The sequence below is a fragment of the Bittarella massiliensis (ex Durand et al. 2017) genome (genome assembly GCF_017566145.1).
GTDB classification, from domain to species: domain Bacteria; phylum Bacillota; class Clostridia; order Oscillospirales; family Ruminococcaceae; genus Bittarella; species Bittarella massiliensis_A.
Genome location: NZ_JABFCL010000004.1, coordinates 124,248 through 151,242 on the forward strand (window position 1 = coordinate 124,248; position 26,995 = coordinate 151,242).

20 protein-coding genes are annotated in these 26,995 nt (G+C 66.2%); 5 read left to right on the forward strand and 15 right to left on the reverse strand.

Annotation, left to right across the window (positions count from 1 at the left end; genetic code table 11):
* Nucleotides 1-79: 79 nt before the first annotated feature.
* A complete protein-coding gene (gene rpmE, locus HJY11_RS06680) occupies nucleotides 80-283 on the reverse strand; it encodes a 50S ribosomal protein L31 (RefSeq protein ID WP_044992125.1) in 204 nt (67 codons plus the stop codon).
* Between the two features lie 117 nt (nucleotides 284-400).
* Nucleotides 401-1,438 (reverse strand): threonine aldolase family protein, encoded by a 1,038-nt coding sequence (locus tag HJY11_RS06685; protein ID WP_208075256.1) that lies wholly within the window; start codon nucleotides 1,436-1,438, stop codon nucleotides 401-403.
* Nucleotides 1,439-1,719: 281 nt separating this feature from the next.
* On the opposite strand from HJY11_RS06685, the gene HJY11_RS06690 reads away from it, so the two are divergent.
* Complete coding sequence (locus tag HJY11_RS06690; protein ID WP_208075214.1) at nucleotides 1,720-4,350, forward strand: cation-translocating P-type ATPase; 2,631 nt, start codon at nucleotides 1,720-1,722, stop codon at nucleotides 4,348-4,350.
* A gap of 182 nt (nucleotides 4,351-4,532) precedes the next feature.
* On the opposite strand, the gene HJY11_RS06695 is transcribed toward HJY11_RS06690, so the two are convergent.
* Nucleotides 4,533-7,094 (reverse strand): hypothetical protein, encoded by a 2,562-nt coding sequence (locus HJY11_RS06695; protein ID WP_208075215.1) that lies wholly within the window; start codon nucleotides 7,092-7,094, stop codon nucleotides 4,533-4,535.
* An 863-nt stretch (nucleotides 7,095-7,957) separates the two neighbouring features.
* Here HJY11_RS06695 and HJY11_RS06700 point away from each other — a divergent pair.
* The gene (locus HJY11_RS06700; RefSeq protein ID WP_208075216.1) at nucleotides 7,958-9,106 is read left to right on the forward strand and encodes an RNA polymerase sigma factor; all 1,149 of its coding nucleotides are present in this window, start codon (nucleotides 7,958-7,960) and stop codon (nucleotides 9,104-9,106) included.
* Nucleotides 9,107-9,285: 179 nt separating this feature from the next.
* Here HJY11_RS06700 and HJY11_RS06705 read toward each other — a convergent pair whose 3' ends face one another.
* Nucleotides 9,286-10,125 carry a metallophosphoesterase gene (locus HJY11_RS06705; protein ID WP_208075217.1) on the reverse strand — a complete coding sequence of 280 codons (840 nt, stop codon included), beginning with the start codon at nucleotides 10,123-10,125 and terminating at the stop codon, nucleotides 9,286-9,288.
* A 206-nt stretch (nucleotides 10,126-10,331) separates the two neighbouring features.
* Between HJY11_RS06705 and HJY11_RS06710 the strand changes: the two genes are divergently transcribed.
* Complete coding sequence (locus tag HJY11_RS06710; RefSeq protein ID WP_208075218.1) at nucleotides 10,332-11,858, forward strand: YifB family Mg chelatase-like AAA ATPase; 1,527 nt, start codon at nucleotides 10,332-10,334, stop codon at nucleotides 11,856-11,858.
* A gap of 71 nt (nucleotides 11,859-11,929) precedes the next feature.
* Here the strand turns inward: HJY11_RS06710 and HJY11_RS06715 are convergent, their stop codons facing one another.
* The 9 genes from HJY11_RS06715 to HJY11_RS06755 all read right to left on the reverse strand — a co-directional run bounded on the left by HJY11_RS06715 (nucleotide 11,930) and on the right by HJY11_RS06755 (nucleotide 23,066).
* Entirely contained in the window at nucleotides 11,930-12,193 is a 264-nt protein-coding gene (locus HJY11_RS06715) for a hypothetical protein (RefSeq protein WP_208075219.1), read from the reverse strand.
* A 35-nt stretch (nucleotides 12,194-12,228) separates the two neighbouring features.
* Nucleotides 12,229-13,083, reverse strand: a complete 855-nt coding sequence (locus tag HJY11_RS15470) for a GNAT family N-acetyltransferase (RefSeq protein WP_208075220.1) — start codon at nucleotides 13,081-13,083, stop codon at nucleotides 12,229-12,231.
* Nucleotides 13,084-13,342: 259 nt separating this feature from the next.
* Nucleotides 13,343-13,807, reverse strand: a complete 465-nt coding sequence (locus tag HJY11_RS06725) for a 23S rRNA (pseudouridine(1915)-N(3))-methyltransferase RlmH (protein ID WP_208075221.1) — start codon at nucleotides 13,805-13,807, stop codon at nucleotides 13,343-13,345.
* A gap of 1 nt (nucleotide 13,808) precedes the next feature.
* Nucleotides 13,809-14,609 carry an MBL fold metallo-hydrolase gene (locus HJY11_RS06730; protein WP_208075222.1) on the reverse strand — a complete coding sequence of 267 codons (801 nt, stop codon included), beginning with the start codon at nucleotides 14,607-14,609 and terminating at the stop codon, nucleotides 13,809-13,811.
* Between the two features lie 31 nt (nucleotides 14,610-14,640).
* Complete coding sequence (locus tag HJY11_RS06735) at nucleotides 14,641-15,897, reverse strand: UDP-N-acetylglucosamine 1-carboxyvinyltransferase (protein WP_208075223.1); 1,257 nt, start codon at nucleotides 15,895-15,897, stop codon at nucleotides 14,641-14,643.
* Nucleotides 15,898-16,299: 402 nt separating this feature from the next.
* The gene (locus HJY11_RS06740; RefSeq protein ID WP_208075224.1) at nucleotides 16,300-17,505 is read right to left on the reverse strand and encodes a M20 metallopeptidase family protein; all 1,206 of its coding nucleotides are present in this window, start codon (nucleotides 17,503-17,505) and stop codon (nucleotides 16,300-16,302) included.
* Between the two features lie 155 nt (nucleotides 17,506-17,660).
* The gene (locus HJY11_RS06745; RefSeq protein WP_208075225.1) at nucleotides 17,661-19,436 is read right to left on the reverse strand and encodes a M23 family metallopeptidase; all 1,776 of its coding nucleotides are present in this window, start codon (nucleotides 19,434-19,436) and stop codon (nucleotides 17,661-17,663) included.
* A 232-nt stretch (nucleotides 19,437-19,668) separates the two neighbouring features.
* Nucleotides 19,669-20,589 carry an RluA family pseudouridine synthase gene (locus HJY11_RS06750; RefSeq protein ID WP_208075226.1) on the reverse strand — a complete coding sequence of 307 codons (921 nt, stop codon included), beginning with the start codon at nucleotides 20,587-20,589 and terminating at the stop codon, nucleotides 19,669-19,671.
* A gap of 158 nt (nucleotides 20,590-20,747) precedes the next feature.
* The gene (locus HJY11_RS06755; RefSeq protein WP_208075227.1) at nucleotides 20,748-23,066 is read right to left on the reverse strand and encodes a beta-glucosidase family protein; all 2,319 of its coding nucleotides are present in this window, start codon (nucleotides 23,064-23,066) and stop codon (nucleotides 20,748-20,750) included.
* A gap of 225 nt (nucleotides 23,067-23,291) precedes the next feature.
* Between HJY11_RS06755 and HJY11_RS06760 the strand changes: the two genes are divergently transcribed.
* Both HJY11_RS06760 and HJY11_RS06765 read left to right on the forward strand, forming a co-directional pair.
* Nucleotides 23,292-23,750 carry a helix-turn-helix transcriptional regulator gene (locus HJY11_RS06760; protein WP_208075228.1) on the forward strand — a complete coding sequence of 153 codons (459 nt, stop codon included), beginning with the start codon at nucleotides 23,292-23,294 and terminating at the stop codon, nucleotides 23,748-23,750.
* Between the two features lie 17 nt (nucleotides 23,751-23,767).
* Nucleotides 23,768-24,073 carry a hypothetical protein gene (locus tag HJY11_RS06765; protein WP_208075229.1) on the forward strand — a complete coding sequence of 102 codons (306 nt, stop codon included), beginning with the start codon at nucleotides 23,768-23,770 and terminating at the stop codon, nucleotides 24,071-24,073.
* 146 nt (nucleotides 24,074-24,219) lie between these two features.
* Here the strand turns inward: HJY11_RS06765 and HJY11_RS06770 are convergent, their stop codons facing one another.
* Together HJY11_RS06770 and gdhA are read right to left on the reverse strand one after the other, a co-directional pair.
* Complete coding sequence (locus HJY11_RS06770) at nucleotides 24,220-25,293, reverse strand: branched-chain amino acid aminotransferase (RefSeq protein WP_208075230.1); 1,074 nt, start codon at nucleotides 25,291-25,293, stop codon at nucleotides 24,220-24,222.
* Between the two features lie 86 nt (nucleotides 25,294-25,379).
* Nucleotides 25,380-26,732 (reverse strand): NADP-specific glutamate dehydrogenase, encoded by a 1,353-nt coding sequence (gene gdhA, locus HJY11_RS06775; RefSeq protein ID WP_208075231.1) that lies wholly within the window; start codon nucleotides 26,730-26,732, stop codon nucleotides 25,380-25,382.
* Nucleotides 26,733-26,995: the final 263 nt, after the last annotated feature.

The window sequence follows — 26,995 nt, forward strand, 5'->3', positions numbered from 1 at the left end:
GGCCCTCCTCCCTCCTTGGCGGGACAAAAAGAAAGGCGGTGTGAACCACACCACCCTCATTTTTTGGACACGCCAAAAGCTATTTATCCAGATTAAAGCGCCGTTTGAAGCGGTCAACACGTCCGCCGGTATCAACCAGTTTCTGTTTGCCGGTATAGAACGGGTGGCATTTGGAGCAGACCTCGACGCGGATGTCGCCCTTCGTGGATCTGGTCTCGATCACTTCGCCGCAAGCGCAACGGATGGTCGCTTTGTCGTAGTTCGGATGAATCCCCTGTTTCAACGCAGTCACCTCTTTCACCAAAGAAACGTTACTCCAAAGATAATAGCACAAGCGTTTTTAAAATGCAAGATGGTTTGTCCCACTTTTTTGAAAAAAACGCCCGCCCAGGGACTTTTTTTACGAGAGGGCGGCGACGGCGTCCACCAGGGCCTGCACGTCCTCGTCCCGGGTGGCCCAGCTGGTGCAAAAGCGGACCGCCGTCCGGCCGTCGGGCAGCTCCCCCCAGCTCTCAAAGGCGAACTTCTCCCCCAACGCCTCCATCTGCCCGGGGGTGAGGACGAAAAACTGCTGGTTGGTGGGGGAGTCAAAGTAGAGGGGCGCCCCCGCCGCGAGGAAGGCCTTGCGGATGGCCATGGCCTGCTCCACCGCCTTTTCACAGATGGAGCGGTAGAGCCCGCCCTCAAAGAGGACGTCGAACTGGATGCCCAGCAGCCGCCCCTTGGCCAGCAGGCCGCCCCGCTGTTTGATGAAGTAGCGAAAGTCCTTTTTGAGGGACGGGCCGGCGATCACCACCGCCTCGCCGAAGAGGGCGCCGCACTTGGTGCCGCCGATGTAAAAGACGTCGCAGAGCCGGGCCAGGTCGGGCAGGTCCAGCTCGCTCTCCGGGCTGGCGAGGCCGTAGCCCAGCCGCGCCCCGTCCAGGTAGAGGGGCAGCCCCCAGCGGCGGCAGACGGCCGCCAGCTCCTCCAGCTGGGCCTTGGTGTAGAGGGTGCCGTTTTCGGTGGGGTGGGAGATATAGCAGACCCCCGGCTGCACCATGTGCTCGCTGACGTCGCTTGCAAAGTGGGCGCGGCAGTAGTCGTCCACCTGGGCGGCGGTGATGGTGCCGTCGCGCGAGGGCAGGGGCAGCACCTTGTGGCCGGTGGCCTCGATGGCGCCGGTCTCGTGGCAGGCGATGTGCCCGCTCTCGGCGCAGAGGGCCCCCTGGTGGGGCCGCAGCAGGGAGGCGAGGACGGTGGTGTTGGCCTGGGTCCCCCCCACCAGGAAGTGGACGTCCAGGTCCTCCCGCCCGCAGGCGGCGCGAATTTTTCGGCGGGCGCTCTCGCAGTAGTGGTCGGCGCCGTAGCCGGGGGTCTGTTCCAGGTTGCTCTCGCACAGTTTTTGGAGGATGGCCGGGTGGCAGCCCTCCACGTAGTCGCACTGAAAGTAGATCATCATTTCTCTCCCTCTCCGGCGGGGCGGGGCGGGACCCCTTTCCCCATTTTTCCCGATATATAGAGAGGATACCCGCACCGGCCGGGGCTTGTCAACAAGGGCGCGGGCAAAAGGCAAAAAAACGGCCGCCCAAGCCCCCCAACGGTTGCCAAAAGGAAAAAAGAAAGCTATGATAGTAGTATTCCCCCTGTCCAACCTTTGCATACTGATAACAGCCGGTTTTCTCCCCGCGCCCCAGGGAGCGGCAGGAAGGCGGACAGCAAAAAAGGAGTGTTGTAAACGTGACATGGCACAGCCAGACCCCAGAGCAGATCGCCGGACAGCTCGGCTCCGACCTGGAAAAGGGCCTCTCCCCCAGCCAGGCGGCCGACCTGCTGGGCCGGGTGGGAGAGAACAAGCTGCAGGGCAAAAAGCCCAAGACCCTGCTGCAGCGCTTTTTGGCTCAGCTCAAAGACACCATGGTCATCATCCTGATGCTGGCGGCGGTGGTCTCCACCATCATGGCCTTTGTAGATGAACACGGCGACTTCTTGGAGCCGGTGGTGATCGTGGGGATCGTCCTCCTCAACGCCTGTCTGGGGGTCGCCCAGGAGAGCAAGGCCGAGAAGGCGCTGGAGGCCCTCAAGGACATGAGCACCCCCCACGCCCGGGTCATCCGCGGCGGGCAGGCGGAGGTCATCCCCTCCACCGAGCTGGTGCCCGGCGACGTCATCGTGTTGGAGGCAGGGGACTTTGTCCCCGCCGACGCCCGGCTGATCTCCGCCTCCAGCTTGCAGTGTGAGGAGTCGGCCCTCACCGGCGAGTCGGTGCCGGTGCAGAAGGAGGCGGCTGGCACCGTGCCGGAGGACGCCCCCCTGGGTGACCGGCACAACATGGTGTACAGCGGCTGCAGCGTCAGCTACGGCCGGGGCACCGCCATCGTCACCTCCACCGGCATGTCCACCCAGATGGGCAGCATCGCCGCCCTCCTCTCGGGGGAGGAGGACGGCCAGACCCCCCTGCAGCACAAGCTGGAGCAGATGGGCAAGATTTTGGGGCTGGTGGCCCTGGCCGTCTGCGCGGTGATCTTCGTCATCGGACTGCTGGGGGGCACCCCCATCGGCGAAATTTTGCTGACAGCCATCTCCCTGGCGGTGGCCGCCATCCCCGAGGGGCTGCCCGCCATCGTCACCATCGTGCTGGCCATGGGCGTGTCGCGGATGGTGAAGAAAAACGCCATCATCCGCCGGCTGCCCGCGGTGGAGACCCTGGGCAGCGCCTCGGTCATCTGCTCGGACAAGACCGGCACCCTGACCCAAAACCGGATGACTGTACTGCAGACCTGGGTGGACGGCGAGAGCCGGGCCGAGGACATCTCCCGGGGGGAGCGGCCCTCCGACCCGGCGGTGGCCCTGCTCAAGCTGGGCACCCTCTGCTGTGACGGCACCGTCTCCGCCCAGCCCGACGGCACCCTCAAACACATCGGCGACCCCACCGAGACCGCCATTGTCGCCGCCGCCCTGCGCGCCGGCGAGGAGCAGGAGGCCCTGAACGCCGCCTACCCCCGGCAGTTCGACCTGCCCTTTGACTCGGACCGCAAGCTGATGACCACCGTCAACTTGATCGACGACCAGCTGCACGTGATCGTCAAGGGGGCCTTTGACATTCTCAGTGAGCGCTGCGTGGCCGGCGATGTGGAGACCGCCCGCCGCATCAATGAGGAGATGGCGGGCGAGGCCCTGCGGGTCATCTGCGTGGCCCACAAGGTCATCCCCCTCCTCCCCCTGCCGGAGGACGCGGCCGAGCTGGAAGAGGGCCTGACTTTGATGGGTCTCATCGGGATGATCGACCCGCCCCGGGAGGAGGCCAAGGACGCCATCGCCACCTGCCTGAAGGCGGGCATCCGCCCGGTGATGATCACCGGCGACCACGTGGTCACCGCCTCGGCCATCGCCCGGCAGATGGGCATTTTGAAGGAGGGGGAGCGGGCCATCACCGGCGCGGAGCTGGCCGCCATGAGCGACGAGGAACTGGACCGGCGCATCGCCGAGTTCTCGGTCTACGCCCGGGTCACCCCTGAGGACAAAATCCGCATCGTCAAGGCCTGGCAGAAAAACGGGCAGATCGTCTCCATGACCGGCGACGGGGTCAACGACGCCCCCGCCCTCAAGGCCGCGGACATCGGCTGTGCCATGGGGATCACCGGCACCGACGTGGCCAAGGGCGCGGCGGACATGGTCCTCACCGACGACAACTTCGCCACCATCGTGGTGGCGGTCAAAGAGGGGCGGGGCATCTTCCAAAACATCGTCAAGTCCATCGAATTCCTGCTCAGCTGCAACATCGGCGAGATTTTGACGGTGCTGGGTTCGATGCTCCTCTCCTTCGGCTCCCCCCTCACTGCCATCCAGCTGCTCTGGGTCAACCTGGTGACCGACGGGCTGCCGGCCCTGGCCCTGGGGATGGACCCGGTGGACAAACACGTCATGGACGAGCCGCCCCGGCCCAAGAGCCAGGGCATCTTCAACCCCGCCCTCTGGGTGCACATTGTGCTGCAGGGGCTGATGATCGCCGGGCTCACCATCACCGGCTACGCCCTGGGCCGCTACGTCTTCGGCAGCGACCTGGTGGAAGAGGGGCGGACCATGGCTTTCCTGGTATTGGCCTGCAGCCAGCTGGTGCACGTCTACAACATCCGCGCAAAGGGCTCCCTCTTCGCCCAGAACCCCTTTGCCAACAAGTATCTCAACGGCGCGGTGCTCTGCAGCCTGGCGCTGATCCTGCTGGTCTCCCTGATCCCGCCGGTGGCGGGGGTGTTCGGGATGTACCTGCTGCCCGCCAAGGCCTGGCTGGCCGTGGCAGGTTTGAGCCTGCTGCCCATCCCCCTGGTGGAAATCGCCAAGCTGATCTCCAAACTGTTTTCCAAAAAGTAAGGCGGGTTTCACCCCGCGCTGAAAGGGAGGCCGGCCGGAAAAATTTCCGGCCGGCCTCCCTTCTGTGTGTGAAAAGCCGCGCGATCTCCCCCCGGCGGCGGGAAAGAGGCACCGCCCCCGCCCCTGTCCATCCAACTGGCGCCAAAAAGAGAGGCCCCGAGGGGCCTCTCTTTTTGGCGGTTTTAGTGGCGCGGAGAGGGGTCTTTGGCCCGGCGGCCGGCAGATTCGGCCAACAGGGCTGAAAGAGCCACCAGGAAGGCCCCCAGCACCACCGCCGGGAGATCGAGGGGGCAGCGCGCCAGCAGGAGTGCCAGCCCCTCAAACCCGCCGGCGGCCAAAAAGGCCAGGTTGTCCCACCAGCGCGGCCGCTCCCTGTTCCGCCGCATCAGCAGGGCGTAGAGCAGGGAGACGACACCCGCCAGCAGGGCCAGCCAGTGCAGTCCGCAGCCAGAGATCGGCCTGCCCTCTCCGGTGTAGGGGCCCGTCCCCTGTCCGCCGCCTTGGCTTCCGCCTCCCCCATTGCCCCCGCCGTCGGGCAAGGGGGTCACTTCTCCCGAGGCGCTGCCGTCGGTGAGGGTGTAGGTCAAATAGAGGGTGGCGGTGTTCCCCGCCCGGTCGGTGATCCGGTAGGTGATGAGACAGCTGCCGGGGCAGTCGGTGGCAAAGCCCCCGCCGGTGATGTCGGCCCCGCTCTGCGAGAGGGCGACAACCCCCTCCACCGGGTCCCCGCCGCCAGGGACAATGCGGTACTGCTGGCGCAGCCACATCAGCGCCCGCTCGGCGGTGAGTCGCCCCTCAAACGCGGGGGGATAGGTCACCAGCTCGGTGACGGTGCCCCGATAGGTGTGGTGCACCCGGCCGTCTTTATCCACCGTCTCTTCCGGGCCCTGGGGTGGGTCGTTCGGATCGGCGGGGTCAATGGCCGGGGGTTCGGTGCGCTCTTTGAAACCATAGGTCAGTTCCAGGGTGGTGGTGTTGCCGTCCCGGTCCTTCACCGTGTAGGTGATGAGACAGGAGCCGGGAACGGCGGAGGAAATCCCCTCCACCGGCGCGCCGTCTCGCTCCATGCGCAGGGTGTGATCCACCAGGCTGCTGTCCTGGGCGGCGAAGTCGTAGTGGTGGCGGATGTACTGCAGGGCGTCGCTGTGGGAGAAGGCGCCGCCATAGGCCGGCGGGTCGGCAATGGGTTCGCTCACCCGGTCGGTGTAGCGGTGGTGGGCGGTGTTGTCCGGGTCGATCGTCTCCTGGGGACCCTGGGGCGGGTCCTCCGGGTCGGCGGGGAGGATAGCGGGCGGCTTGGGTTTCTCCACAAATGCGTAGGTCAACTCGAGGGTGGCGGTGTTGCCGTCCGCGTCGGTCACGGTGTAGCTGCCTAAGCAGGAGCCGGGGGCGGAGGTGGGCAGACCGGCCGCCGAGATGTCCTTCCCGCCTTGGGTCATGGCGAGGGCTGCCGTCCCCGCGCCGAAGGTGTAGCGGGACGTGATGATCTCCCGCAGCTTGTCCGCCGTGAGGGTCCCGCCAAACGCCGGCGGATCGGTCACCAGCTGGGTGATTTGGTCGGTGTAGACCGCGTGCACCAGCCCCTCTTCATCCGTCTGGGTCTCGGGGCCGCTGGGGCCCGGCCGGTCCGGGTCGGCGGGGTCCACCGCCGGCGGGTCGCCCACCGTCACCGCCAGGGAGGAGGAGAGGTTGCCCGCCGCATCCACCGCCCGATAGAGGCCATTTTGGGTGGGGGAAAAGGTCTGGGCGGCGGCCCCGCCGCCGTCGGTGAGGGCAAAGGCCTGCACCGTCTCCCAGGCTTTGGTGGCAGGGTTTTGCCGCTCCAGTTTCCAGACGCCGGAGCGGCTGTCCGCCAAAGTCAAGGTCCCGCCGCCGGCAGCCAGGGTGGGGGCGGTGGCGTCCACCCGGATGGTGTCGCTGGCGGTGGTGGAGACGGCCCCGGAATCGCTGTCCCGCGCCTGATAGGTCAGCGGGATGCCGTCGGTCTCCTCGGTGTACTGCTTTTGGGGGGTGACGGCGTCGAGGGTGGCCTCCACATCGCTCCCCTTTTTGATGTGGAACTGGTCAAAGGTACCGGGGCAGAAGGTCACCTCCACCGGCCCCCTGTTCCAGCCGTTTTCGTTGACCGGGGTGCGGGTGTAGTGGTAGTCGGTGCCGGGGACGGGGGCGGGCTTGTCCGGCTCCGGCTCGGCGTCCGGGTCAAAGGGCACCAACTCCACCGCCGGCACCAATTCGGCCTTGGAATAGCGGGCGGACCGAAAGAAGTTGTCTGTCATCACCTGCCCTACGGTGACCGCCGCCCCGCTGGGGTTATCGATTTTGGCCTTATAGGTGATGATGTTGTCATCGGCTGCGGTCATGTTAAAGGGGATTCCGGTGTTGACAATATCGGTGTCGGCGGCCACCAGCGCGCCGTTGGCCTTGATCTCCTGCCCGTCCGACGCGGTGAGGGGGACGATGCCGGCGGTGGGGTAGTCCCCATTGCCCTGCAGCAGCTTGAGGGTGCAGGGAATGACCTGGTCCTTGGCGTTTTTGTTGATGTTTTTCACCGTGGCCTGCACGATGACGGTGTCGCCGTCCACGGGCACCTCGCCCTCGCCGAACGCGCTGCCGTCCGCCTTGAGGAGCTTGGTCTCCACAAACTCGGGGTAATAGCGGGTGTAGGCGGCGGTGGTAAAGTGCATCGAGAGTTCAAACCTGGCAGGTGCGCCGACGTCCTTGCTTCTATCCTGTCCTCCCCCCATCCTTATTTCTACTTTTTTGGTGTCAGATGGAAAGATGATATATGGGCTGCAAGACAGAACCACGCGCTTCCCCCCACTGCTCTCATAGGTGGCCGTCATCAACCTTGCCGCACAGCTGTACTCTATCCTCAATGTCCCTTTTCCAGCAAAATCATCTGCCGATAGGGTTTCCACCCTTATCATCGTATCGCCGGCAGATGCGTTGGCTCTGTACTTGAGCACCATTTTATATACGCCGCTTGTGTCCCGAAAAAGCTGAGCACTAAAAATTTGCCCCGTCGGTGCTTCCAGCCCACAACCAAAGTACTCTGTAGTACCAGTGTAGTCGGACACTATCATCGAAAAATCAGCTTCGAAGGCCCAGTCTGCCTCCATTGACAGCTCGTTTTTACCGACTGCATGACTCTTTGACGCGCCCCATGTATTGCCGTCCCCATAGGGCGCCCACGCACTGCCGTCAGAGAAAAGCATATCGTTTCCGTGTATGCCGTATTGCGGGCCCACAAAGCCGCTGATGTTGTCCCACCAAAACACCTGCTCCAAACTGTTGGAGCCAATAAAGTCTGCAGTGGTCTCCCTGGCCGCACCGGCGGCCCCCTGCCCACCGGCGAGGGAAAAGGCGCCCAGCAGAACTGCCGCCGCCAGACCGGCGGACAGCGCCCTCCCCCCTGTTCGCCTAGTTCGCTTTTGCCGTGTCACCACAAGTTCACTCCTTCTCCTCAGCTTTCAATGCACTTTATTTATAATGTCTGAAAGCGACAAAAAGTGACAAATAAAAAAAGAAATTTTAAAATCTCTTCTTTTCCCGCCAAAACTGTTATAATGACAGCTGTGTTGACCACCATTGGAAGGGAGCGAGGGCGATGCTGTCACACCGGGAATTGGGAGGGCTGCTGCAGCGGGCCAAAGAGGGGGACGGGGCTGCCTTTGACCAACTCTACCGGGCCACCGCCCCCATTCAACTCAGCCAAATTCGCCGCTATTTGGGAGAGGAGGAGGGGGCCGAGGACCTGTTGCAAGAGGTCTATTTTGTGCTGTGGAAAAACCTGCACAAACTGCGCCAGACCGAGGGGTTGGTGGCCTATCTCAACCGCGTCACCTACAACCTCTGTATGAACCGGCGGCGCAGCAACTCCAAAGAGCGGGCGCGGCTGCGCTCGCTGGAGGAGCTGCCCCCCTATCAGGAGACGGCGGAATCGGTCAGCGCCCTGGAGGACTGGGAGGCCCGGGAACTGCTGCGGGAGGCCATGGGCTGGCTCGGGGAGGAGGAGTTGGAGGCCGTTTCCCTGCGCCACTTTCAGGGGAAGACAGTGCGCCAGACCGCGGCGGCCATGCACCTGTCGGAGCGGACGGTCCAGCGGCTGCTCAAATCGGCGGCGCAAAAGATGAAAAAGGGGGTTCTCCCCGCCTTTCTCCCCCTGCCGCTGGCCCTGGGGGGACAGCGCGCCAAACGGCAGGACGGCCGCCGCTGGCTCCTCCCCGCGGCGGCAATGGGGGCGGGGGTGCTGGTGGCGGCTGGAGGCGCGGCACTTCCCCCGCGGTTTTCCGCCGCCCTCTCCCCTGAGGGGGCGGCGCGGGAAAAGGTCGTCTCGGTGGAGGGGAAACCCGCCCTCGCCCGCGCCCAGCTCATCGCGCCCGGCGGCGCCGTTCTCCCCCTTGCGCGGGGGGAGGACGGCGTCTACCGGGCGGCGGTGCGGGAGAACGGCCGCTACCGGCTCGAGGTGTCCGGCCCCCTCTCCACCGCCGCCAGGGAGGTGGAGGTGGCGGGCATCGACCGGGAGGGCCCCCGGCTGACCGGCATCGACCGGGAGGGGGGACTGGTAACATTGACCTTTGCCGAGGAAAACGGGCTGGCCGACGCCCGCTGTACCGGGGAGGACGGCGCTGTCTACCCGCCGGTGCGCGCCGAGGGGGAGACCCTCTCCTTTGCCCTGCCCGAGGGCGACTACCGCGCCGAGGTCGCCGACGGCCTGGGCAACCGCTCGGCAGGTCAGGTGACAGTCGCCCCCTGATCGGGGCAAAAAAGGGAGAGCCGCTGGGCCCGTCTGGGCGCACGGCTCTCCCTTTGCCGGGTGGGGAGATGGGGGCTTTCTTCTGCACAGGAGGGAAATTGCGGGCGGGGAGCGGGCCGCTTCTCCGCCTGCGGGGCCTTTTCCCCAGGAGGAGGCGGCCCGCTCGGCGCACACTGCCCCTAAGCCGCGGGGCGGATGGTGATGCGCACCACCTCGGGGCGGTTGAACAGCCGCAGGGGCAGGGGATAGTTGCCCAGCCCGCTGGAGATGAAGAGGTTTGTTTCCCCCTTGGTGTAGAGGCCCTTGTCGTAGATGGGCCGGCTGCCCTGGAGCCGGGGAAACCACTGTCCGTCGACCTGGGCCGGGCCCAACAGGGGCAGGCGCACCTGGCCGCCGTGGGTGTCGCCGCAGAGGGTCAGGTCGGCGCCAAAGGAGAAAAAGGCCCGGGGGTTGGGGATGTGGGCCAGCAGGATGCTGAAGCGGTCTTCCGGCGGGGAGGGGAAGGCGTTGTGCAGGTCAAAGGTGCCGGTGTAGGACTGGTTGTCGATGCCGTAGAGCAGGATCGTCTCCTCCCCCACCGTCAGTTCGGCGGTCTCGTAATCGAGCACCGTGACCCCCTGCTGGCGCAGGGCGGCGAGGAACCCCTCCTCCCCGTCGTGCTCGCCGGGGGCAAAGTAGACCGGGTACTGCCCGGCCAGCTCCCCCAACAGGGAGAGGGCGGTGGCCCGCCCCTTTTCGTCGCCTCGGGTGTACATGTCGCCGGTGACCAGGACGGCGTCGGGTTCTTGCCGCTTCACCCGCGCAAGCAGGGCGCGGTTATCCCTGCCGAAGGAGGCCCCGTGCAGGTCGCTGAGCTGCACCAGGGTCACCGGGGCGCTCACCTTCCCGCTCTCGATCGTCGCCTCGGTGGTGACGAGGGTGCAAGTCTGCTGCCACCAGAGGGCGAGCAGCAGCAAAAAGGCCAGCAGGGCCCCCATCCACCAGCGAAGGCGAAATCCTCTCTTCCCGCCCTTTGTCACCGGGCACTCCCCCTCTCTTTTCCCCTTAGGATAGCGCCAAACGATGACAGAGGGCCGCACAAATTTCTTACAATTTGCAAAATCTCCCCTCCCCCCTCCCGCCCTCGCCGTCCCCTCCCTTTCCTTTCGACAAATTCTGCGCTATAATGAATCCAACAGCGCCGCCGGGCAACTTCCCGGCAGCGCAAAAAGAGGAGGCGAGGCCGTTGTTCTGCGCACTTTCCAGCTTTGGGGTGTATGGGATGCACGCCTACCCGGTGTCGGTGGAGGTGGACGCCGCCCGGGGGCTGCCCACCTTTGACATTGTGGGGCTGCCCGATGTGGCGGTCAAGGAGGCCCGGGACCGGGTGCGCGCCGCCGTCAAAAACACCGGCTTTTCCTTCCCCGTCAGCCGGCTCACCGTCAACCTGGCCCCGGCGGACGTAAAAAAGGCCGGGTCGGTCTACGACCTGGCCATCTACCTGGGGGTGCTCTGCGCCTCGCAGCAGCTGAGAGCCGATCTGTCCGGGGCGGCCTTTTTGGGAGAACTCTCCCTCAAGGGCGATCTGCGGCGGGTGGCCGGGGTGCTGCCCATGGCCATTGAGGCCAAGCGGCAGGGATTTGCCCGCCTCTTTCTGCCCCGGGAGAACGCCTGGGAGGCCGGGGTGGTGGAGGGGATCGACATCCTGCCGGCGGCCACCGCAGAAGAGGTCGTCGCCCACCTGACGGGGGCGGCCCCCATCCCCCCCTTTGCCGGCGGGCGGGAGGGGGGCCCGGAAAGGGAGGAGCCGCTCCCCGACCTGGCCGACGTCAAGGGCCAGTACCTGGCCCGCCGGGCGCTGGAAGTGGCGGCCTGCGGCGGCCACAACCTGCTGATGGTGGGGCCGCCGGGGGCCGGCAAGTCGATGTTGGCCAAGCGGCTGCCCTCCATCCTCCCGCCCATGACCTTTTCCGAACAGCTGGAGACCACCATGGTCCACTCCATTGCCGGGCTGCTGCCGCCCGACGCCGCCCTGGTGCGCCGGCGGCCCTTTCGCGCCCCCCACCACACCATTAGCCCGGTGGGGCTCACCGGGGGCGGCTCCACCCCCCGGCCGGGGGAAATCTCCCTGGCCCACAACGGGGTGCTGTTTTTGGACGAGCTGGCCGAGTTTTCCCGCGCGGCGCTGGACGCCCTGCGCCAGCCCCTGGAGAACGGGACGGTCACCATCACCCGGGCCCAGCACGCCCTGACCTTCCCCTGTGAGATCATGCTGGCCGCTGCCCTCAACCCCTGCCCCTGCGGCTACCTGCACCACCCCACCCGGCCCTGCACCTGCACCGCCAGCCAGATCGCCCGCTACCGCGGGCGGGTCAGCGGCCCCATCCTCGACCGCATCGACCTGCACCTGGCGGTGGAGCCGGTGGAGTACAGCGACCTCTCCTCCCGGGAGCGGGGGGAGTCCTCCGCCGCGGTGCGGGCGCGGGTGGCGGCGGGCCGGGAGCGGCAGCTGGACCGGGCGGCGCGCACCGGCGCCCTCTGCAACGCCCGGCTCTCCCCGGCGGCGGTGGAGGCAGTTTGCACCCTGACCCCCGGGGCTGAACGGCTGCTCAAAGGGGCCTTTGACACCCTGGGGCTGTCGGCCCGGGCGCGGGACAAGCTGCTCAAGTTGGCCCGCACCGTGGCCGACTTAGACGGCTGCGACCGAATTGCCGAGGCCCATATGGCCGAGGTCATCCAGTACCGGCAGCTGGACCGGCAGGGCGGCTGGTGAGCACAAAAAAAGAGGGCCCGGAGGGAGGAAAACCGCCTCTCTCCGGGCCCTTTTTTGCCGCAAAACCGGGCTCAGCGGCCCCGCTGTTCCCGCCGCACCTGGGCGACGATCTGCTCTGCCGCCCCCTTGTCCCGCTTTTTGACGCAGATGTAGTAGGGCTTTTCAAAGTGGGAGGCGCAGCCGTCGCCGCCCCAGTCCCAGCGGCCCATCCGGTCGCTGCCCGGGGTGCGCCAGCAGTAGGGGATGCCGGCTTTGGTCAGAGCCCGGGTGATGGCCGTGCTCTCCGCCAGGGAAAAGCCCATGTAGATTTCTGGCCGGCCGATCCAAAAGAGCATTGCAAACGCCTCCTTTTGGCGCAGTGCGCCTGCGGCTAGGTGTGGCTTAACAGGGGGATGCGCCCCCCGGGCAGCCAGTCAAAATTCCCCTGCACGAAGAGAACGTCCTCCCCCTGGCAGGGGGCGGGGGCAAAGCCGGGGGCCCGGTCCTGCCAGAAGCCCAGCTCCACCCGCCGGGTCGCCGGCCCCGCCAGGGCGGCCACCGCCTCGTCCAGGCTGTCGGGGCCCCAGTGCTGCCAGAGGGTGAGGGTCTCCCCCTCTGTTGTGGCGGCGGCCACCCCGCCCCGGGGCAGGCGGTAAAAGCCGCTTTTCAGGGGGCCCAGGGCGTAGAAGAGGCAGAGCGGGCCCCCGCCTGTCTGCCAGATGTCGGCCCCCGCCGGGGCGCCCTCGGCCAGGGAGAAGAGCTCCCGCCGCACCGCCGGGTCGCCGGTGTCCAGGGGGCGGGCCGTCCCCTCCCCCGCCCCGGGCAGGGGGCGAAAGAGAAGCCTCTCCCCGGCCCGGACAAAGCCGAATTTGGGGTAGAACTCCAACACACTGGGGTTTGCAAAGAGGAAGAGGCCGTCGCACCGCCCCTCCCAGTCGGCGAGCACCCGCCGGATCAGCCGGGCTGAAAGGCCCTGCCCCCGGCGGGCGGGGCAGGTCTCCACCGTGCCCAGCTGCAGGTAGCGCCGCCGCTGCCCCCGCACCCGGAACTCCATGGGGCTGACCGAGACGTTGGCCACCACCCGCTCCCCCTCCACGAAGGAGTAGGGGATATAGCCGTCCCCCCAGTAGCCGGCCCGATACCACCCCTCAAAGGAGAGGCCAAAGACCGCCTCGGTGAGGGTGTTCAGGCTCTGGCGCAGGGCGTCGTCCTGTCGGTAGCCCACCGCTATTTTCATCTCCGGCATGGTCTCTCCCCCTCTCTGCCCCCATCATACCCGGCGGCGGCCACCCTGTCAAACGGGGCGGGAGGGGCGGCTTGGCGAGGGCCGCCCCCGGTCCTGGGACGGAAGGCTGCGCGCGGCGACGGCTGGCTTTTCACTCCAGCGCTGAGGGGAAAAATGGGGGGCGTTTTCCGCCGCCGGGAGAGGTCTCCGCTCCCATTTGCCGGGCGCTTTTCGCGCCAAAAAGCGCCCGCCCGGCTCCCTCGCCGGACGGGCGCTCCCTTCACTTGTGGTATTTGATGTTGCCGCCGATGCAGAAGGCCCGGTAGAGCTGTTCCAGCAGCATCACCCGAAACAGCTGGTGGGGAAAGGTCATCTCCGAGACCGAGAGCCGCAGCTGACAGGCGGCCTTGACCCGCTCGTCCAGGCCGTAGCTGCCGCCGATGATCAGGTCCAGAGAACTGTGCCCCGAGAGGGGCAGGCCGGACAGCAGCTCGGCAAAGGCGGGGGAGGACATCTGCCGCCCCTCCACGCAGAGGGCGATGGCGTAGCTGCCGCTCATCTTGGCCAGCAGCCGCTCCCCCTCCCCGCGGATCACCCCGTCCACGCTGTCGCGCAGCCGCTCCTCCGGCAGCTCGATCACGTTCAGCTTGCAGAAGGCCTGCAGCCGCTTGGCGTACTCCTCGCAACCCTGCTGCAGGTAGCGCTCCTTGCACCGGCCCACGCAGAGCAGATTGACCCGCATCATCTCAAAACGCCCAGAGGAGGGAGGCCTCGTCCCGGGGCATGACCTCCAGCATCACGTCCTGCCCGGCGCCGACTGCCGCCCCCATCTGCCGCAGTTTGGCGGCGCTGGTCTCGAAGGCCAGCCCAGGGAAGTTGGAGTTGATGCTCAGGTGGGCCAACAAAAACCGGCTGACCCCCCGGCGGGTCAACTCCTCCACCGCGTCGGCACAGCAGTCGTTGGAGAGGTGCCCGCTCTCGGAGATGATCCGCCGCTTCAGGTAGTAGGGGTAGCCGCAGGCGCGCAACATGTCCTCGTCGTAGTTGGACTCGATGAGCACCGCGTCGCTGCCCTCCACCCGCTCGTAAAACCGGTCGGGCAGCACCCCCATGTCGGTGGCCACGGTGATCTTGCGCCCCTCGTCGGTGGTGACGATGTAGCCCTGGCTGCCCTCGCAGTCGTGGCTGGTGGCCATGGCCTCCACCGAGAAGCCGGGCAGCCGGGCCGGGCAGCTCTCGTCTATGTAGCGGACCTCCACCCCGGGGGGGAGGGCGTCCTTCTGGCGCAGGGCGGCGGCGGTGGCGGGCGAGGCGTAGAGGGGGACCGGCCGGTTTTTCAAAAACACCTTGAGCCCCCGCACGTGGTCGATGTGCTCATGGGTGACAAATACCCCCAGCAACCCGGCGGGGTCGATCTCCCGCCGGGCCATCTGCTGCAGGGTTTGGCGGCAGCTCTTGCCCATGTCCACCAGGATGCCGCCGCCCTCGCCGCCGATGTAGGTGCTGTTGCCGCTGCTGCCGCTGTAAAGGGAACAAATGGAAGTCATAAAATCTCCTTTTGGGAAGGGGGCGGAGGGGTTACTCCTCCACCTTTTTGATGTCCGCCCCCAGGTCGCGGAGTTTGGAGATGATCTCCTCGTAGCCGCGCTCGATGTGGCGGATGTCGCTGATCTCGCTGGTGCCCTCGGTCATGAGGGCGGCGATGACCACCGCCGCGCCGGCCCGCAGGTCCACCGCCTTGATGTCGGCGGCGTGCAGGGCGGGCACCCCGCTGACCACCGCCACCCGGCCGTCCACCTGGATGTCGGCCCCCATCTTCCGCAGCTGCTCGGTGTAGGCAAAGCGGTTGTCCCACACCCCCTCGGTGATGATGCTGGTGCCGTCGGCCACCGAGAGCAGGGCGGTGATCTGGGGCTGCATGTCGGTGGGGAAGCCCGGGTGGGGCAGGGTCTTGACGTTGCACTTGCAGACGGGGCCCTCCCGCTTGACCCGCACCGCCTCGTCGTACTCGGTCACCTGCACCCCGGCTTTTTGCAGGGTGGCGGTGATGGATTCCAGGTGCTTGGGGATCACCCCGCTCACCAGCACGTCGCCGCCGGTGGCGGCGGCGGCCACCATGTAGGTGCCCGCCTCGATCTGGTCGGGGATGATGCCGTACTCGGTCTGGCCCAGGTGCTCCACCCCGTGGATCTTGATGACGTCGGTGCCGGCGCCGCGGATGTCGGCCCCCATGGAGTTGAGGAAGTTGGCCAGGTCCACGATGTGGGGCTCCTTGGCCACGTTCTCCAGGATGGTGACCCCTTGGGCCTTGACGGCGGCCAGCATCACGTTGATGGTGGCCCCCACCGAGACGATGTCGAAGTAGACGTGGGCGCCGGTGAGCCGGTCGGCCTTGACGTGGATCACGTCGTCGTTGATGGTGGCCTGGGCGCCCAGCGCCTCCAGCCCCTTGAGGTGCTGGTCGATGGGGCGCACCCCGAAGTTGCAGCCCCCTGGCAGGGCGACCCGCGCCTCGCCGTACCGGCCCAGAATCGAGCCGATGAAGTAGTAAGAGCCCCGCATGTACTTGGTCAGCTCGTGGGGCACGTCGGTGCAGTTGATGGTGGTGGGGTCGATTTGCAGGGTGTTTTTGGTGATGGGGGTGACGGTGGCCCCCATGGACTGCAAGATGGCCACAGTGGTGGCGATGTCGCTGATGGCGGGCACGTTTTCGATGATGCAGGGCCCCTCGGCCAGCACCACCCCGGGCAGGATGGCCACCGCCGCGTTCTTGGCGCCACTGATGTTCACATCGCCCATGAGGGGCTTTCCGCCCCGAATAACGATCTTTTCCAAATCCAAACTCTCTCCCTTTATTGGCGGGCAAAGGCCCGCTCCCCAAACCCGCGCCAATACACCCACAGGGGTTGGCGCGGTGGCCGAAAAGAGGCGGCTGCCCTTTGCCCGCCCGGGCGGGACAGCCCCTCTGATACTCTTCTGCAGTTGTTTCTGCTCTGGCCGACGAACGGCCTGCTGCGTCTGTTGGGCCGGCAAAAGCCGGTGCGTCCCGAAAAAGGGCGGAAAAGCCCTTCTCGGTAAATCAAATTATAGTATATCATCTTTGCCGTTTGTTGAAAAGAGAGTGCGGCGCATTTTTCGGCGGCTCCTTCCCGGCAGAGCCGGGAGGGGCTCTCTACTAGAATGCCCCAAAAAATTTTCCAGATTCCGGTGGGCGGGCGATGGGAGAGAAGAAATGATTCAGCCGGGCAGGCGGTTTTTGCGCAGCCACTCCAGGGCGCAGTTGGCGTAGAGCGCCGCCCCGGTGGGCAGGGCCCGGTCGCGCAGGTAGAGGGCGGATCTCTCGGCCCCGTCCGACCCGCCGTCCCCCGGCTCGCCAAAGCCCAGGTAGAGGTGGGCGGTGGGCACCCGGTTGGAGAGGAAGGAGAAGTCCTCCGACGGCATCACCGGGCCGGCGGAGAGGTCCACCCGTTCGGGGCGGACGATCTCCCGCACAGAGGGGGCCAGTTCGCTCAAGAGGGCGCTGTCGGTGTGGATGGAGCCCAGTTTCAGCTGCTGGTCGATGGAGGCGGTGGCCCGGTAGAGGGGCGGCAGCTTCCAGCAGAGCTCCTCCATCCGCCGCAGCAGGTGGATGCGCAGGTCCGGGTCGTAGGCCCGCAGGGCGCCCCACATCTCACAGCTGGAGGGGATGATCCCCCCCGGGCCCCCGGCCCGGATGCCGCCGATGGTGAGCACCGCCGTGGCGGAGGGAGGTGTTTCCCGCGCCACCAGCTCCTCCAGGGCCTGGTAGAGGCGGACGGCCACGGCGATGGGATCGGCGCAGTTGTGGGGCATGGCCCCGTGACCCCCCAGGCCGTTGACGGTGATGTGAAAGCTGTCGGTGGAGGTGAGCACCCGCCCCGGGTGGGCGCAGACCGCCCCCAGGGGATAGGGGGCCAAGGCGTGCAGGGCCAGGACCGCGTCCACCGGGGGGTCCTCCAGCACCCCGGCCTCCACAATGGCCTTGGCGCCGGGGCAACGCCTGTCCACCCCCTCCTCGTTGGGCTGAAAGACCAGCTTCACCGTTCCCTCGATCTGGTCCTCCACCCGCTTGAGGAGGCGGGCGGCCCCCAGCAGCATGGCGGCGTGGGCGTCGTGCCCGCAGAGGTGGGCCGCCCCCGGGTTTTGGGAGCGGGCGGGGTGCCCGGCGGGCTCGTCCACCGGCAGGGCGTCGTAGTCCGCCCGCAGGAGGATGGTCTTTCCCCGGCCGCTGCCCACGGTGGCCACCAGGGCGCAGGGGCAGATCTCCTGCGGGTCGTACCCCTCCTGCTCCAGCTGGCGGCGGATGTGGGAACACCCCACTTTTAGGTCAAAGCCCAACTCCGGGTGGGCGTGAAAAAAGTCGCGGTCGGCGACCATGGCATCCATCATATCGCTGCAAAAAGCCCGCGCGGACAGCTCGTACATCGGACATCTCTCCCCTCTTCCCGCCGGTCCAGCCGGCGGCCGTTTCTGCCCTTCACTATACCATCCCCCCTGCCCCCTTACAAGGACAAGCGCCCCTGCAAAAAAAGCGGGGCGGCTCAAAAGAGCCGCCCCGCTGGGGAAAAGGCATTTGCCGTTTAGACGTAGCTGGCCGGGTTTCTGGCCGAGCCGCCGACGCGCACCTCAAAGTGGCAGTGGTTGCCGGTGGCGTTGCCGGTGCGGCCCACGGCGGCAATCTTCTGCCCGCGGGAGACCGACTGGCCGGCCGACACGTAGAGGGCGCTGCAGTGGGCGTAGAGGGTCTGCATCCCGTTGCCGTGGTTGATGATGACGTGGTAGCCGTAGGGCCCGCTGGTGCTGACCTTGGAGACCACCCCGTCGTCCGCGGCGTAGATGGCGGTGCCGCTGGGGGCGGCAATGTCCATGCCGGTGTGGCCGTAGTAACCCCAGTAGCCGCAGCTGACATAGCCGCCGGCCACCGGCCACCGCAGGGACCCGCTGCCGGTGGGGCCGCTGCCGTTATAGGTCTGGGTGCTGCCCGAGTAGGAGGGGGCGGGGACGTTGGTGCCCACCACCTTTTTCTCGGTCACCGGCTCGGAGATGACCTTGGCCGCGAGGATCTCCTTGTCGGTCTCCTCGCCGCCGATCAGGGTCTGTTTGGCGGTGATCTCCTTGACCCCTTCCCGGCCCTGGACCACGACCTTCTCGTAGCCCTTGTTGTAGCTGTTGGTCTCGCTGGTCTCGGTCTCGTAGGGGATCGACTCCTCATAGGTGATCTCCCGCACCACCTTCACCTGCAGGTAGGGGACCGACTTCTGCACCCGCACCGGGGTGCCGGCGTAGAGGCTCTCTTCGATGGTGGGGTTGAGGGCCACCAACTCCGAGAGGGTGACGTTGTTCTTGGCGGCGATGCCGATGGGGGTGTCTCCCGACTCGGCGGTGTAGGTCTTTTCCGCCTGCTCCTCCGAGTGGAGCAGGGCGATGATCTCCTCATCGCTCATCACCGTCTCGTTGGGGTAGAGGCCGGGTTTGATCTCCACCGATTTGGAGAAGTCGACGGTGCCTTCGGGGTACTCCTCCACATAGGGGGCCTTGATGGCCGCCAGTTCCGACTGCAGGGCGGTGTCGTCCACCACGGCCCCCTGCAGCACCCCGTCCACATAGAGGCCGGCGGCCTCGGTGATCTCCTCGCCGGAGGAGGCGATCAGGGTGTCGGCCAGGGCCTCGGTGGTGACCACCTCGGCCTTGGGGACCACGGCGATGGAATAGGTGGGGCTCTTGATGAACTCGCTCCCCTCCTCGTCCTTGATGGCGATGCGGTCGTTGACCACCTTTTTGGCCTCGTTGAAGGTGGTCTCGCTGTCCACATAGCCCACCACCTGGTCGTTGTACTCGACCTTGAGGACAAAGTTGAAGTTGAGGATGAGGGCGATGACCGCGGCGCTGGCCCCCAGGGCCGCCACCGGCATCAGGTAGTTGAGCACCTTAAAGAGGGTGGGTTTGGTGCGCCCATACCAGTGGCCCAGCTGTTCACGGCCCGAGCGGTTGGGGTCCTTGTGGGCCCGGTGCACCTCTTTGGCGCCCTGCACCACGTGGTGAAAGGCCCGCTCCAGGGGGTAGGCGATGTGTTTTTTCGCCCAGACCAAAAAGAGGGCGAAACTCTTGCGGATGTTGTGGGGGAGACGGCGGAGGGCGATCCCCAGGGAGGTGAAGAACTTCTTCATCACCTTTGAAAACCGAACCCACCGGTGTATGGCCACAGTGCCGACATAGCAGCCGTAGCGATCAACTCTTTGGAGGATGTATCGACAGGTGCGCTTCCAATCTCTCTTCTCTTTTCCGGTGCCCCCGCTGTGGCCCTGCTCGTCAAGAGATCTCTTCTTGCCAAACAGGCCGCCAGACAGATGCGACATCCAATCACTCCTTACTCACTTACTGGTTGCAAATCTTACAGAAAGGTTACAACTTGGTTACTATTATACCTCTGTACTGTAAGATTTCAACCCCTTTTTCTCAATTTCAAGGATCTTCCACCGGGGTAAAAAAGAGAAAAACGGCTCTACTATGCGATTTTTTTGCCTTTTAAAAAGTTACAAACTCTGTAACTTTTTGCGATTTTCCCCTGTCAAGAGACCCTATTTGCCCCTATTCCAGGTCTTTTTGCCGCCAAAAGGGGAGGCTTTCCTCCCCCACCGGACCGCAGAGGGCGGCCATGTCCGGCGGCAGGGGGGCAAACAGCCGCACCCACCCGCCCCTTTGCGGGTGAAAAAAGGCCAGGCCCGCGCAGTGCAGGGCCTGCCGGGGGAGGGCGGCACAGTCCCCGCCGTAGAGGGCGTCGCCCACCAGGGGGTGGCCCAGGTGGGCCATGTGCACCCGGATCTGGTGGGTGCGCCCGGTCTCCAGGGAAAAGGCCAGCAGGCTGCGCCCGCCGGGCAGGGGGCCCAGGGTGCGGTAGTGGGTCACCGCCCGCTGCCCGGCCGGGTCCACCCGGCGCAGGCCGCTGTCCTCCCCCGCCCGGGCGATGGGGGCGTCCACCGTCCCCGCAGGGGGTTGGAGGTCGCCGGACACCGCCGCCAGGTAGACCTTTTTCACCCAGGCCGGGCGGGCCACCAGCAGGGAGGCCGCCAACTGGTTTTTGGCCACCAGCACGCAGCCGGTGGTGTCCTGATCCAGCCGCCCCAGCACCCGAAAGGGGGCCTGCGTCCCCAGCCGGTCGCAGTGGGCGGCAAAGACATTGGCCAGGGTGTCGGCCGGGTGGGCCCAGGAGGTGTGGCAGGGCATCCCCGCCGGCTTGTCAAAGGCGATGAAGTCCTCGTCCTCCCAGAGGATGGGGACCGGGGTGTCGCAGCGGGCGTAGGTGTTGGCCTCCTCCCGCAGGGTGACTTCCAGCCTGTCCCCCTCGCAGAGCAGGTCCACGGTGCGGACGTGCGCCCCGTTGCGCAATAGGCCCAGGGGGTCTTTTTTCAGGCGGGTCAGGGCCCGGCTGGAATACCCCTTTCCCTTTAAAAGGGACTTGACCGTCCGCCCGGCCTCCGCCGGGCCGATGGGGTAGACGAATCGGCGCACCGCTCTCCCCTCCCCTCTCCGCGCGCGGCGCAAAACAAAAATCAGTATAGCGCATCCGGCCGAAAAAAGCAAAAAGCCGCCGCCCGGATGGCCGGGACAGCGGCTCTGCCGCGCTTTGGCGGGACTGTGGCCGCCGCTTTTGGGCGGCGGGGGAAGCGCTATCTCCCGGCGGCCAGGGCGGCGTTGATCTTGGCCGTCAGCTCTTCGGCCATGGCCGGGGTGAAGCGGTTGCCGGTGGCGCCGTCCAGGTGCTGGGCCATCCCCCAGAAGATGAGCTTGAAGTGCTCGTCCAGCGCGGGGCCGATCTGTTCGGGCAACAGCAGCCCCTTCTCCACCAGGTAGTCGTAAAAGACCCGGCGGGCGGTGGGGTTTTCCAGCAAATCGGTGTAGTGGGTGTCGCTGGTCATGACAAAGGGGGCCGCCCGGTCGCTGACAAGCTGCAGCCGCTCCTCCAGGCGGATGTCCCGGGAGTGGGGGCCCACCTGCAGCAAATATTCGCCGCTGTCGGCCACCCAGCCGCAATCCGGGTCATAGTAGCAGAAGTCCCGGCTGTCCAGCCAGATCTCCACCCGCTTTTTCTCCCCGGGGGCCAGCTCCACCCGGCAGAAGGCCTTTAGCTCCCGCTCGGGGCGGGGCAGTTTGGAGCAGCGGTCGCGCAGGTAGAGCTGCACCACCTCTGTCCCGGCCACGGAGCCGGTGTTCTCCACCTGGCAGGAAAAACAGACCCGGCCGGGCAGCGCCAGTTCCCGGCTGGAGAGCCGGGGGTCGCTGTAAGCAAAGTCGGTGTAGGAGAGGCCGTAGCCAAAGGGGTAGAGGGGCTCCACCCGCTTTTTGTCGTAGTAGCGGTAGCCGGCGTAGATGCCCTCGCAGTAGAAGTGGCTGTCCCCCGCGCCGGGGAAGTTGAGGTAGGCCGGGGTGTCCTCCAGCCGTTTCGGCAGGGTCACCGGCAGCCGGCCGCTGGGGTTTTGCAGCCCCCAGACGATCTCGGCGGCGGCGCGGCCGCTGCCCTCGCCGGAAAACCAGAGCTCCAGCACCCCGGCCACCCGGTCGATCCAGGGCATGGCCACCGACTCGCCGTTGTAGAGCAGCACCACCGTGTTGGGCTGCACCGCGGCCACCGCCTCGATGAGGGCCTCGGTGGCGGGCTCCAGGTCCATACTCTTGCGGTTAAAGTCGTCGTCCTCGGGGGGGAGGAAGGCGCCGGCAAAGACCAAGGCCACCTCGGCTTCTGCCGCGGCCTTCGCCGCCTCGGCCAGCAGGGCGGGGTCGGTCCGGTAGTCGGCGGTGTAGCCCGGGGCGAACTGCAGCTGGCAGCCGGGGGCGGCCAGGGCGGCCAGCTCGTCGAGGGGGATGTCGGGGCAGCGGGCGTTGATGGCGGCGCAGCCGGTGCCGTTGAACTGGGGCTTTTGGGCCAGGTTGCCCAGCACCGCCACCTTTTTCACCCCCGGCCCCAGGGGGAGGACCCCGTCATTTTTCAGCAGCACGGCGCACTGGGCGGCCGCCTTGCGGGCCAGCTGGTGGTGGGCCTGCCAGTCGATCTGGGGGCGCTCCTTCCCCTCCTTGCTGTATTGCAGCACCAGCTTGAGAATCTGCCGGCAGCTCTCGTCCAGCCGCCCGGCGGGGATGCTGCCGTCCTCCACCCCGGCAATGAGGGCGTCGACACAGCTTTGGCTGGGGGGCATTTGAAAGTTGAGCCCGGCCTTGAATGCCTCTTTGGAGTGTTTGACCGCCACCCAGTCGCTCATCACCAGGCCGTCAAAGCCCCACTGCTCCCGCAGGATGTGGGTGAGCAGCTCCTCGTTCTCGCAGGCCTGCACCCCGCCTACCTTGTTGTAGGCCCCCATCACCGCGCAGGGGCGGGCCTTTCGCACCGCCCGCTCGAAACCGGCGAGGTAGATTTCGTGCAGGGCGCGGGGCTCCACCACCGAGTCGATCCAGGTGCGCTTGTAGTCGGCGTTGTTGCAGGCGAAGTGTTTGATACAGGCGGCCACCCCGCCGCTCTGGATCCCCTCCACCATCCCGGCGGCCATCTCCCCCGAGAGGACCGGGTCCTCTGAATAGTACTCAAACCCGCGGCCGGCCAGGGGGTGGCGGCGCAGGTTCATCCCCGGGCCCAGGAGCATCCCCACCCCCTGGGACTTGCACTCCTCGGCGATGGCGGCGCCCACCTCCCGGGCCAGCTCGGGGTTCCAGGAACAGGCCAGGGCCGAGCCCGCCGGGTAGCAGGTGCTGGGGATGGTGCGGGCCAGGGCCTCTTCGCTGTCAAAGGAGAAAAACATCACGTTCTCGTAGAGGTCGTTTTCCTCCTTGTCCTCGCTCCCCCGCTGCAGCCGCAGGCCGCTGGTGCCGTCGGCCATCACCAGGCTGGGCACCCCGTACTGGGGCATGGCCACCGTCTTCCAGTGGGTGGCGCCGGTGCAGAGGCGGGCCTTCTCAGCCAGGGTCATCTTCTGCAGGATCTCTTCGATTTGGTACATTTTTTGCCCTCCTTTTCCTGCCGCCACGCCCCACGGCGGGCGGATGGCGATCTCTGACTGCATTGTACCGCAATGGGAGGGAGACTTTCCTTCCCATTCCCCCCAAAAAATAAGCAAAATTTGCGTTTTTCCGTTGTGTTTTGCCCTCCTTTCGGCTATCCTAAAGGCAGAGAGAAGGGGGCTAAAGGGCCATGACAGAGGCCATTTGGGAGCAGATGCGGCCCAGTGGGCGACTGCCGGGCGGCAGACGTTCCCCCGGGCGAGGGGAGCGTCCGCCAGTGGGAGCGCTGCCGCCAGGCCCTGGACTTTTTGGCCGGGCACTTTCGGGAGCCGGTGAGCTTGGAGGGGACGGCGGCGGCGCTGGGGCTCTCGGCAGCCCATCTGTCGCGGCTGTTCCGGCGCTGCCTGGGCACCGGCTTCAAGGCCCACCTGCAGTCCCTGCGGTTGGACTGGGCACTGGGACAGCTGGGCGGCTGGGAAGGCGGGCTTTTGGACCTGGCCCTGGCGGCGGGCTTTGCCGACTACCGCGCCTTCTGCGCCGCCTTCCGACGCCGCTTTGGGGTGACCCCCCTGCAGTACCAAAAGGGGCGGCAGATGGGGAACGAGCCCTTTTCCCGCGCCCCCTGGATCGGCTGGGAGCGGGACGAGGAAGGGAAAGCGCCGAGCCAAACGGCCGATCAATAAAGCAGGAGGAAAGAACTGTGAAGCGATGGTACGCCCGCTGCGGGCTCTGGTTTCCGACAGCCGGCGCTCTGCTGGTGCTGGCGAGGGAGTGTGTCCTGACCACCTCCCGCTGGCAGAACCTGCTGCCCCTGGCCAACCTGCCCCTCACCGCCCTGCTGCACTGGCTGGCGCCGGGGGTGATCTCCCCCCTCTCCGACGGGGTGGGCCTCACCCGCTGGCAGGTGCTGGGAAGGCATCTGCCCTACTACCTGCTCTTCGTCTTGAGCTACCTGGGATACGGGCTGCTGCTGGACTGGTTCCTGCGGCGGAGAAAGCGCCGCTGACAGGTGCAAAAAGGGGAACCGCCGGGCGCGGTTCCCCTTCTCTCTCCCCTCTTTCCCCCTGCGCGAGGGCAAAAAGCGAGGCCCCGGCTACACCTCTGCCAGGGCCTCGCCTGTGCGCTGGGGCACAGGGGATTTGTTCTCTCTATTTACTTGCAGACTTCCACCGACCAGCCGGCAGGGCCCTCGATCTTGCCCCACTGAATGCCGGTGAGGGTGTCGTAGAGGCGCTGGGAGACAGGGCCGATCTGGCCGCCGCCGATCTCCATCACCTTGTCGCCCCACTTGAGCTCGCCCACCGGGGAGACCACGGCGGCGGTGCCGGTGCCAAAGCACTCCCCCAGCAAGCCCTTGTCGTAGGCCTCGGCCACCTCGTCGATGGCCAGGCGGCGCTCGCTGACTTTCAGCCCCCAACTGGCCATCAGCTCCAGGGCGGATTTGCGGGTGATGCCGGGGAGGATGCTCCCCTGCAGGGCGGGGGTCACCACCTCGTCGCCGATGACGAAGAAGATGTTCATGGCGCCCACCTCCTCGATGTAGCGCCGCTCGACCCCGTCGAGCCAGAGGACCTGGGCGTATTTCTGCTCAGACGCCTCCTCCTGCGCCTTGAGGCTGGCGGCGTAGTTGCCGCCGGTCTTGGCAAAACCCATCCCGCCCCGCACAGCGCGGACATAGGACTTCTCGACGTAGATTTTGACCGGGTCGAGCCCGGCGGCGTAGTAGGGGCCGGAGGGGGAGAGGACCACCACGTAGTAATAGCTGTTTGAGGCGTGCACCCCCAGCTTGCCCTCGGTGGCGATGATGAAGGGGCGGATGTAGAGGGAGGCGTCGGGGATGTGGGGCACCCAGTCGCGCTCGATCTCCACCAGCTGCTCCAGGGCCTTCAGGCAGAAGGCCTCGTCCACTTTGGGGATGCACAGCCGCTCGCAGGAGGTGTTGAGCCGCTTGAAGTTCTCCTCCGGGCGGAAGAGGAGGATGCGGCCGTCGGCGGCGCGATAGGCCTTCATCCCCTCAAAGACCTCCTGCCCGTAGTGCAGGCACATGGCGGACGGGTCCAGCGGCAGGGGGCCGTAGGGCTTGATGACGGGGTCGTGCCAGCCCTGGCCCTCGGTGTACTCCATCACAAACATGTAGTCGGTAAAGATCGAGCCGAAGCCCAGCTTGCTCTCGTCTTGGGGTTTGGCCTTGAGGGCGGCGGCCCGCTCAAATTTGATCTCGCTCATGGTACTCTCTCCTTTTTTCATGGCTTTTTTCCATTGTAACACGCGCAGGGCGGTTGTCAATCGCGCGCCGGGCGGGAGAGAGGGCCCTAGTAGGCGACCCCCTGGGCCAGCATGGCGTCGCAGACCTTGGTGAAGCCGGCGATGTTGGCCCCCACCACCAGGTTGCCCCGGCGGCCGTATTTCTCGGCAGCCGCGTAGGCGCTGTGGAAGATGCCCACCATGATGGTTTGCAGCTTCTGGTCCACCTCTTCGGCGCTCCAGCTGTAGCGCATGGAGTTCTGGCTCATCTCCAGCCCGGAGGTGGCCACCCCGCCGGCGTTGGCGGCCTTGGCGGGCCCAAAGAGAACGCCGGCTTGCAGGAAGGCCTCGACGGCCTCGGGGGTGGAGGGCATGTTGGCCCCCTCGGCCACGGCCATCACCCCGTTTTTGATGAGGGCGGCGGCGCCGGCGGCGTCCAGCTCGTTCTGGGTGGCGCAGGGGAGGGCGATGTCGCAGGGGGTGTTCCAGATGCCGCGGCTGCCCTCGGTGTAGGTGGCGCCGGACACCCGGGCGGCGTACTCGCGGATGCGCCCGCGCTCCACCTCTTTGATCTGCTTGACGACCGCCAGGTCGACCCCCCCCTCGTCGACGATGTAGCCGGCGGAGTCGGAGAGGGCGATGACCTTGGCCCCCAACTCGGTCGCCTTCTGGGCGGCGTAGATGGCCACGTTGCCCGAGCCGGAGATGACCACCGTCTTCCCGGCGAAGGAGTCGCCCTTCATCTCGGCGAGCATCTCCTGGGTGAAGTAGCACAGGCCGTAGCCGGTGGCCTCGGTGCGCACCAGGCTGCCCCCGTAGGTGAGGCCCTTGCCGGTGAGGACGCCGGTGAACTCGTTTTTCAGCCGCTTGTACTGGCCGAAGAGATAGCCCACCTCCCGGGCGCCCACGCCGATGTCCCCGGCGGGCACGTCGGTGTCGGGGCCGATGTGGCGGTAGAGCTCGGTCATAAAGCTCTGGCAAAAGCGCATGATCTCCAGGTCGGACTTGCCCTTGGGGTCAAAGTCGGACCCGCCCTTGCCGCCGCCCATGGGCAGCCCGGTCAGGCTGTTTTTGAACACCTGCTCAAAGCCCAGGAACTTGATGACCGAGGCGTTGACGGTGGGGTGCAGCCGCAGGCCGCCCTTGTAGGGGCCGATGGCCGAGTTGAACTGGACCCGAAAGCCCCGGTTGACCTGCACCTTGCCGCTGTCGTCGACCCAGGGGACGCGAAAGACGATCATCCGCTCGGGCTCGACCATCCGCTCGATCACGCCCCACTTCTCGATCTCGGGCCGGGCCTGAATCACCGGCTCCAGGGACTCCAACACCTCGCGCACGGCCTGCAAAAACTCCGGCTCCCCGGCATTTCTCTTGCAGACGGCGTCGTAGACTGTGGTGAGGTACTCGCTTTGAAAGGACATACTCATTTCCTCCTTCTTCTCCCCGCAGGGTGTGCTTTCATACTTTATATCGGTACAGTATGGAGTTATTGTACTGCGGGAAACCCCGCCAATGCAACTGTTTTTGCGAGAAAGCCGCCAATCGCCGCCACTTTCAGAGCATTTTATAGTTCACTGGGCGGCAAAGCGGTTCTGCTTTGTGAAAAATTGCAAGAACCGCCCATCCAAAATTGCAAAGTGGCGGTTTGGCTTGCGAAGGGGGCCAACTCCTGCTATAATAAACA

Excerpts from the sequence above, each read along its gene's own strand:
- HJY11_RS06685 (WP_208075256.1), bottom strand. The coding sequence starts at position 1,438 with ATGATCTACTTTCAGTGCGACTACGTGGAGGGCTGCCACCCGGCCATC.
- HJY11_RS06695 (WP_208075215.1), bottom strand. The coding sequence starts at position 7,094 with ATGGGGGGAGGACAGGATAGAAGCAAGGACGTCGGCGCACCTGCCAGG.
- HJY11_RS06700 (WP_208075216.1), top strand. The coding sequence starts at position 7,958 with ATGCTGTCACACCGGGAATTGGGAGGGCTGCTGCAGCGGGCCAAAGAG.
- HJY11_RS06715 (WP_208075219.1), bottom strand. The coding sequence starts at position 12,193 with ATGCTCTTTTGGATCGGCCGGCCAGAAATCTACATGGGCTTTTCCCTG.
- HJY11_RS15470 (WP_208075220.1), bottom strand. The coding sequence starts at position 13,083 with ATGCCGGAGATGAAAATAGCGGTGGGCTACCGACAGGACGACGCCCTG.
- HJY11_RS06725 (WP_208075221.1), bottom strand. The coding sequence starts at position 13,807 with ATGATGCGGGTCAATCTGCTCTGCGTGGGCCGGTGCAAGGAGCGCTAC.
- HJY11_RS06730 (WP_208075222.1), bottom strand. The coding sequence starts at position 14,609 with ATGACTTCCATTTGTTCCCTTTACAGCGGCAGCAGCGGCAACAGCACC.
- HJY11_RS06740 (WP_208075224.1), bottom strand. The coding sequence starts at position 17,505 with ATGTACGAGCTGTCCGCGCGGGCTTTTTGCAGCGATATGATGGATGCC.
- HJY11_RS06745 (WP_208075225.1), bottom strand. The coding sequence starts at position 19,436 with ATGTCGCATCTGTCTGGCGGCCTGTTTGGCAAGAAGAGATCTCTTGAC.
- HJY11_RS06755 (WP_208075227.1), bottom strand. The coding sequence starts at position 23,066 with ATGTACCAAATCGAAGAGATCCTGCAGAAGATGACCCTGGCTGAGAAG.
- HJY11_RS06770 (WP_208075230.1), bottom strand. The coding sequence starts at position 25,293 with ATGAGCGAGATCAAATTTGAGCGGGCCGCCGCCCTCAAGGCCAAACCC.
- gdhA (WP_208075231.1), bottom strand. The coding sequence starts at position 26,732 with ATGTCCTTTCAAAGCGAGTACCTCACCACAGTCTACGACGCCGTCTGC.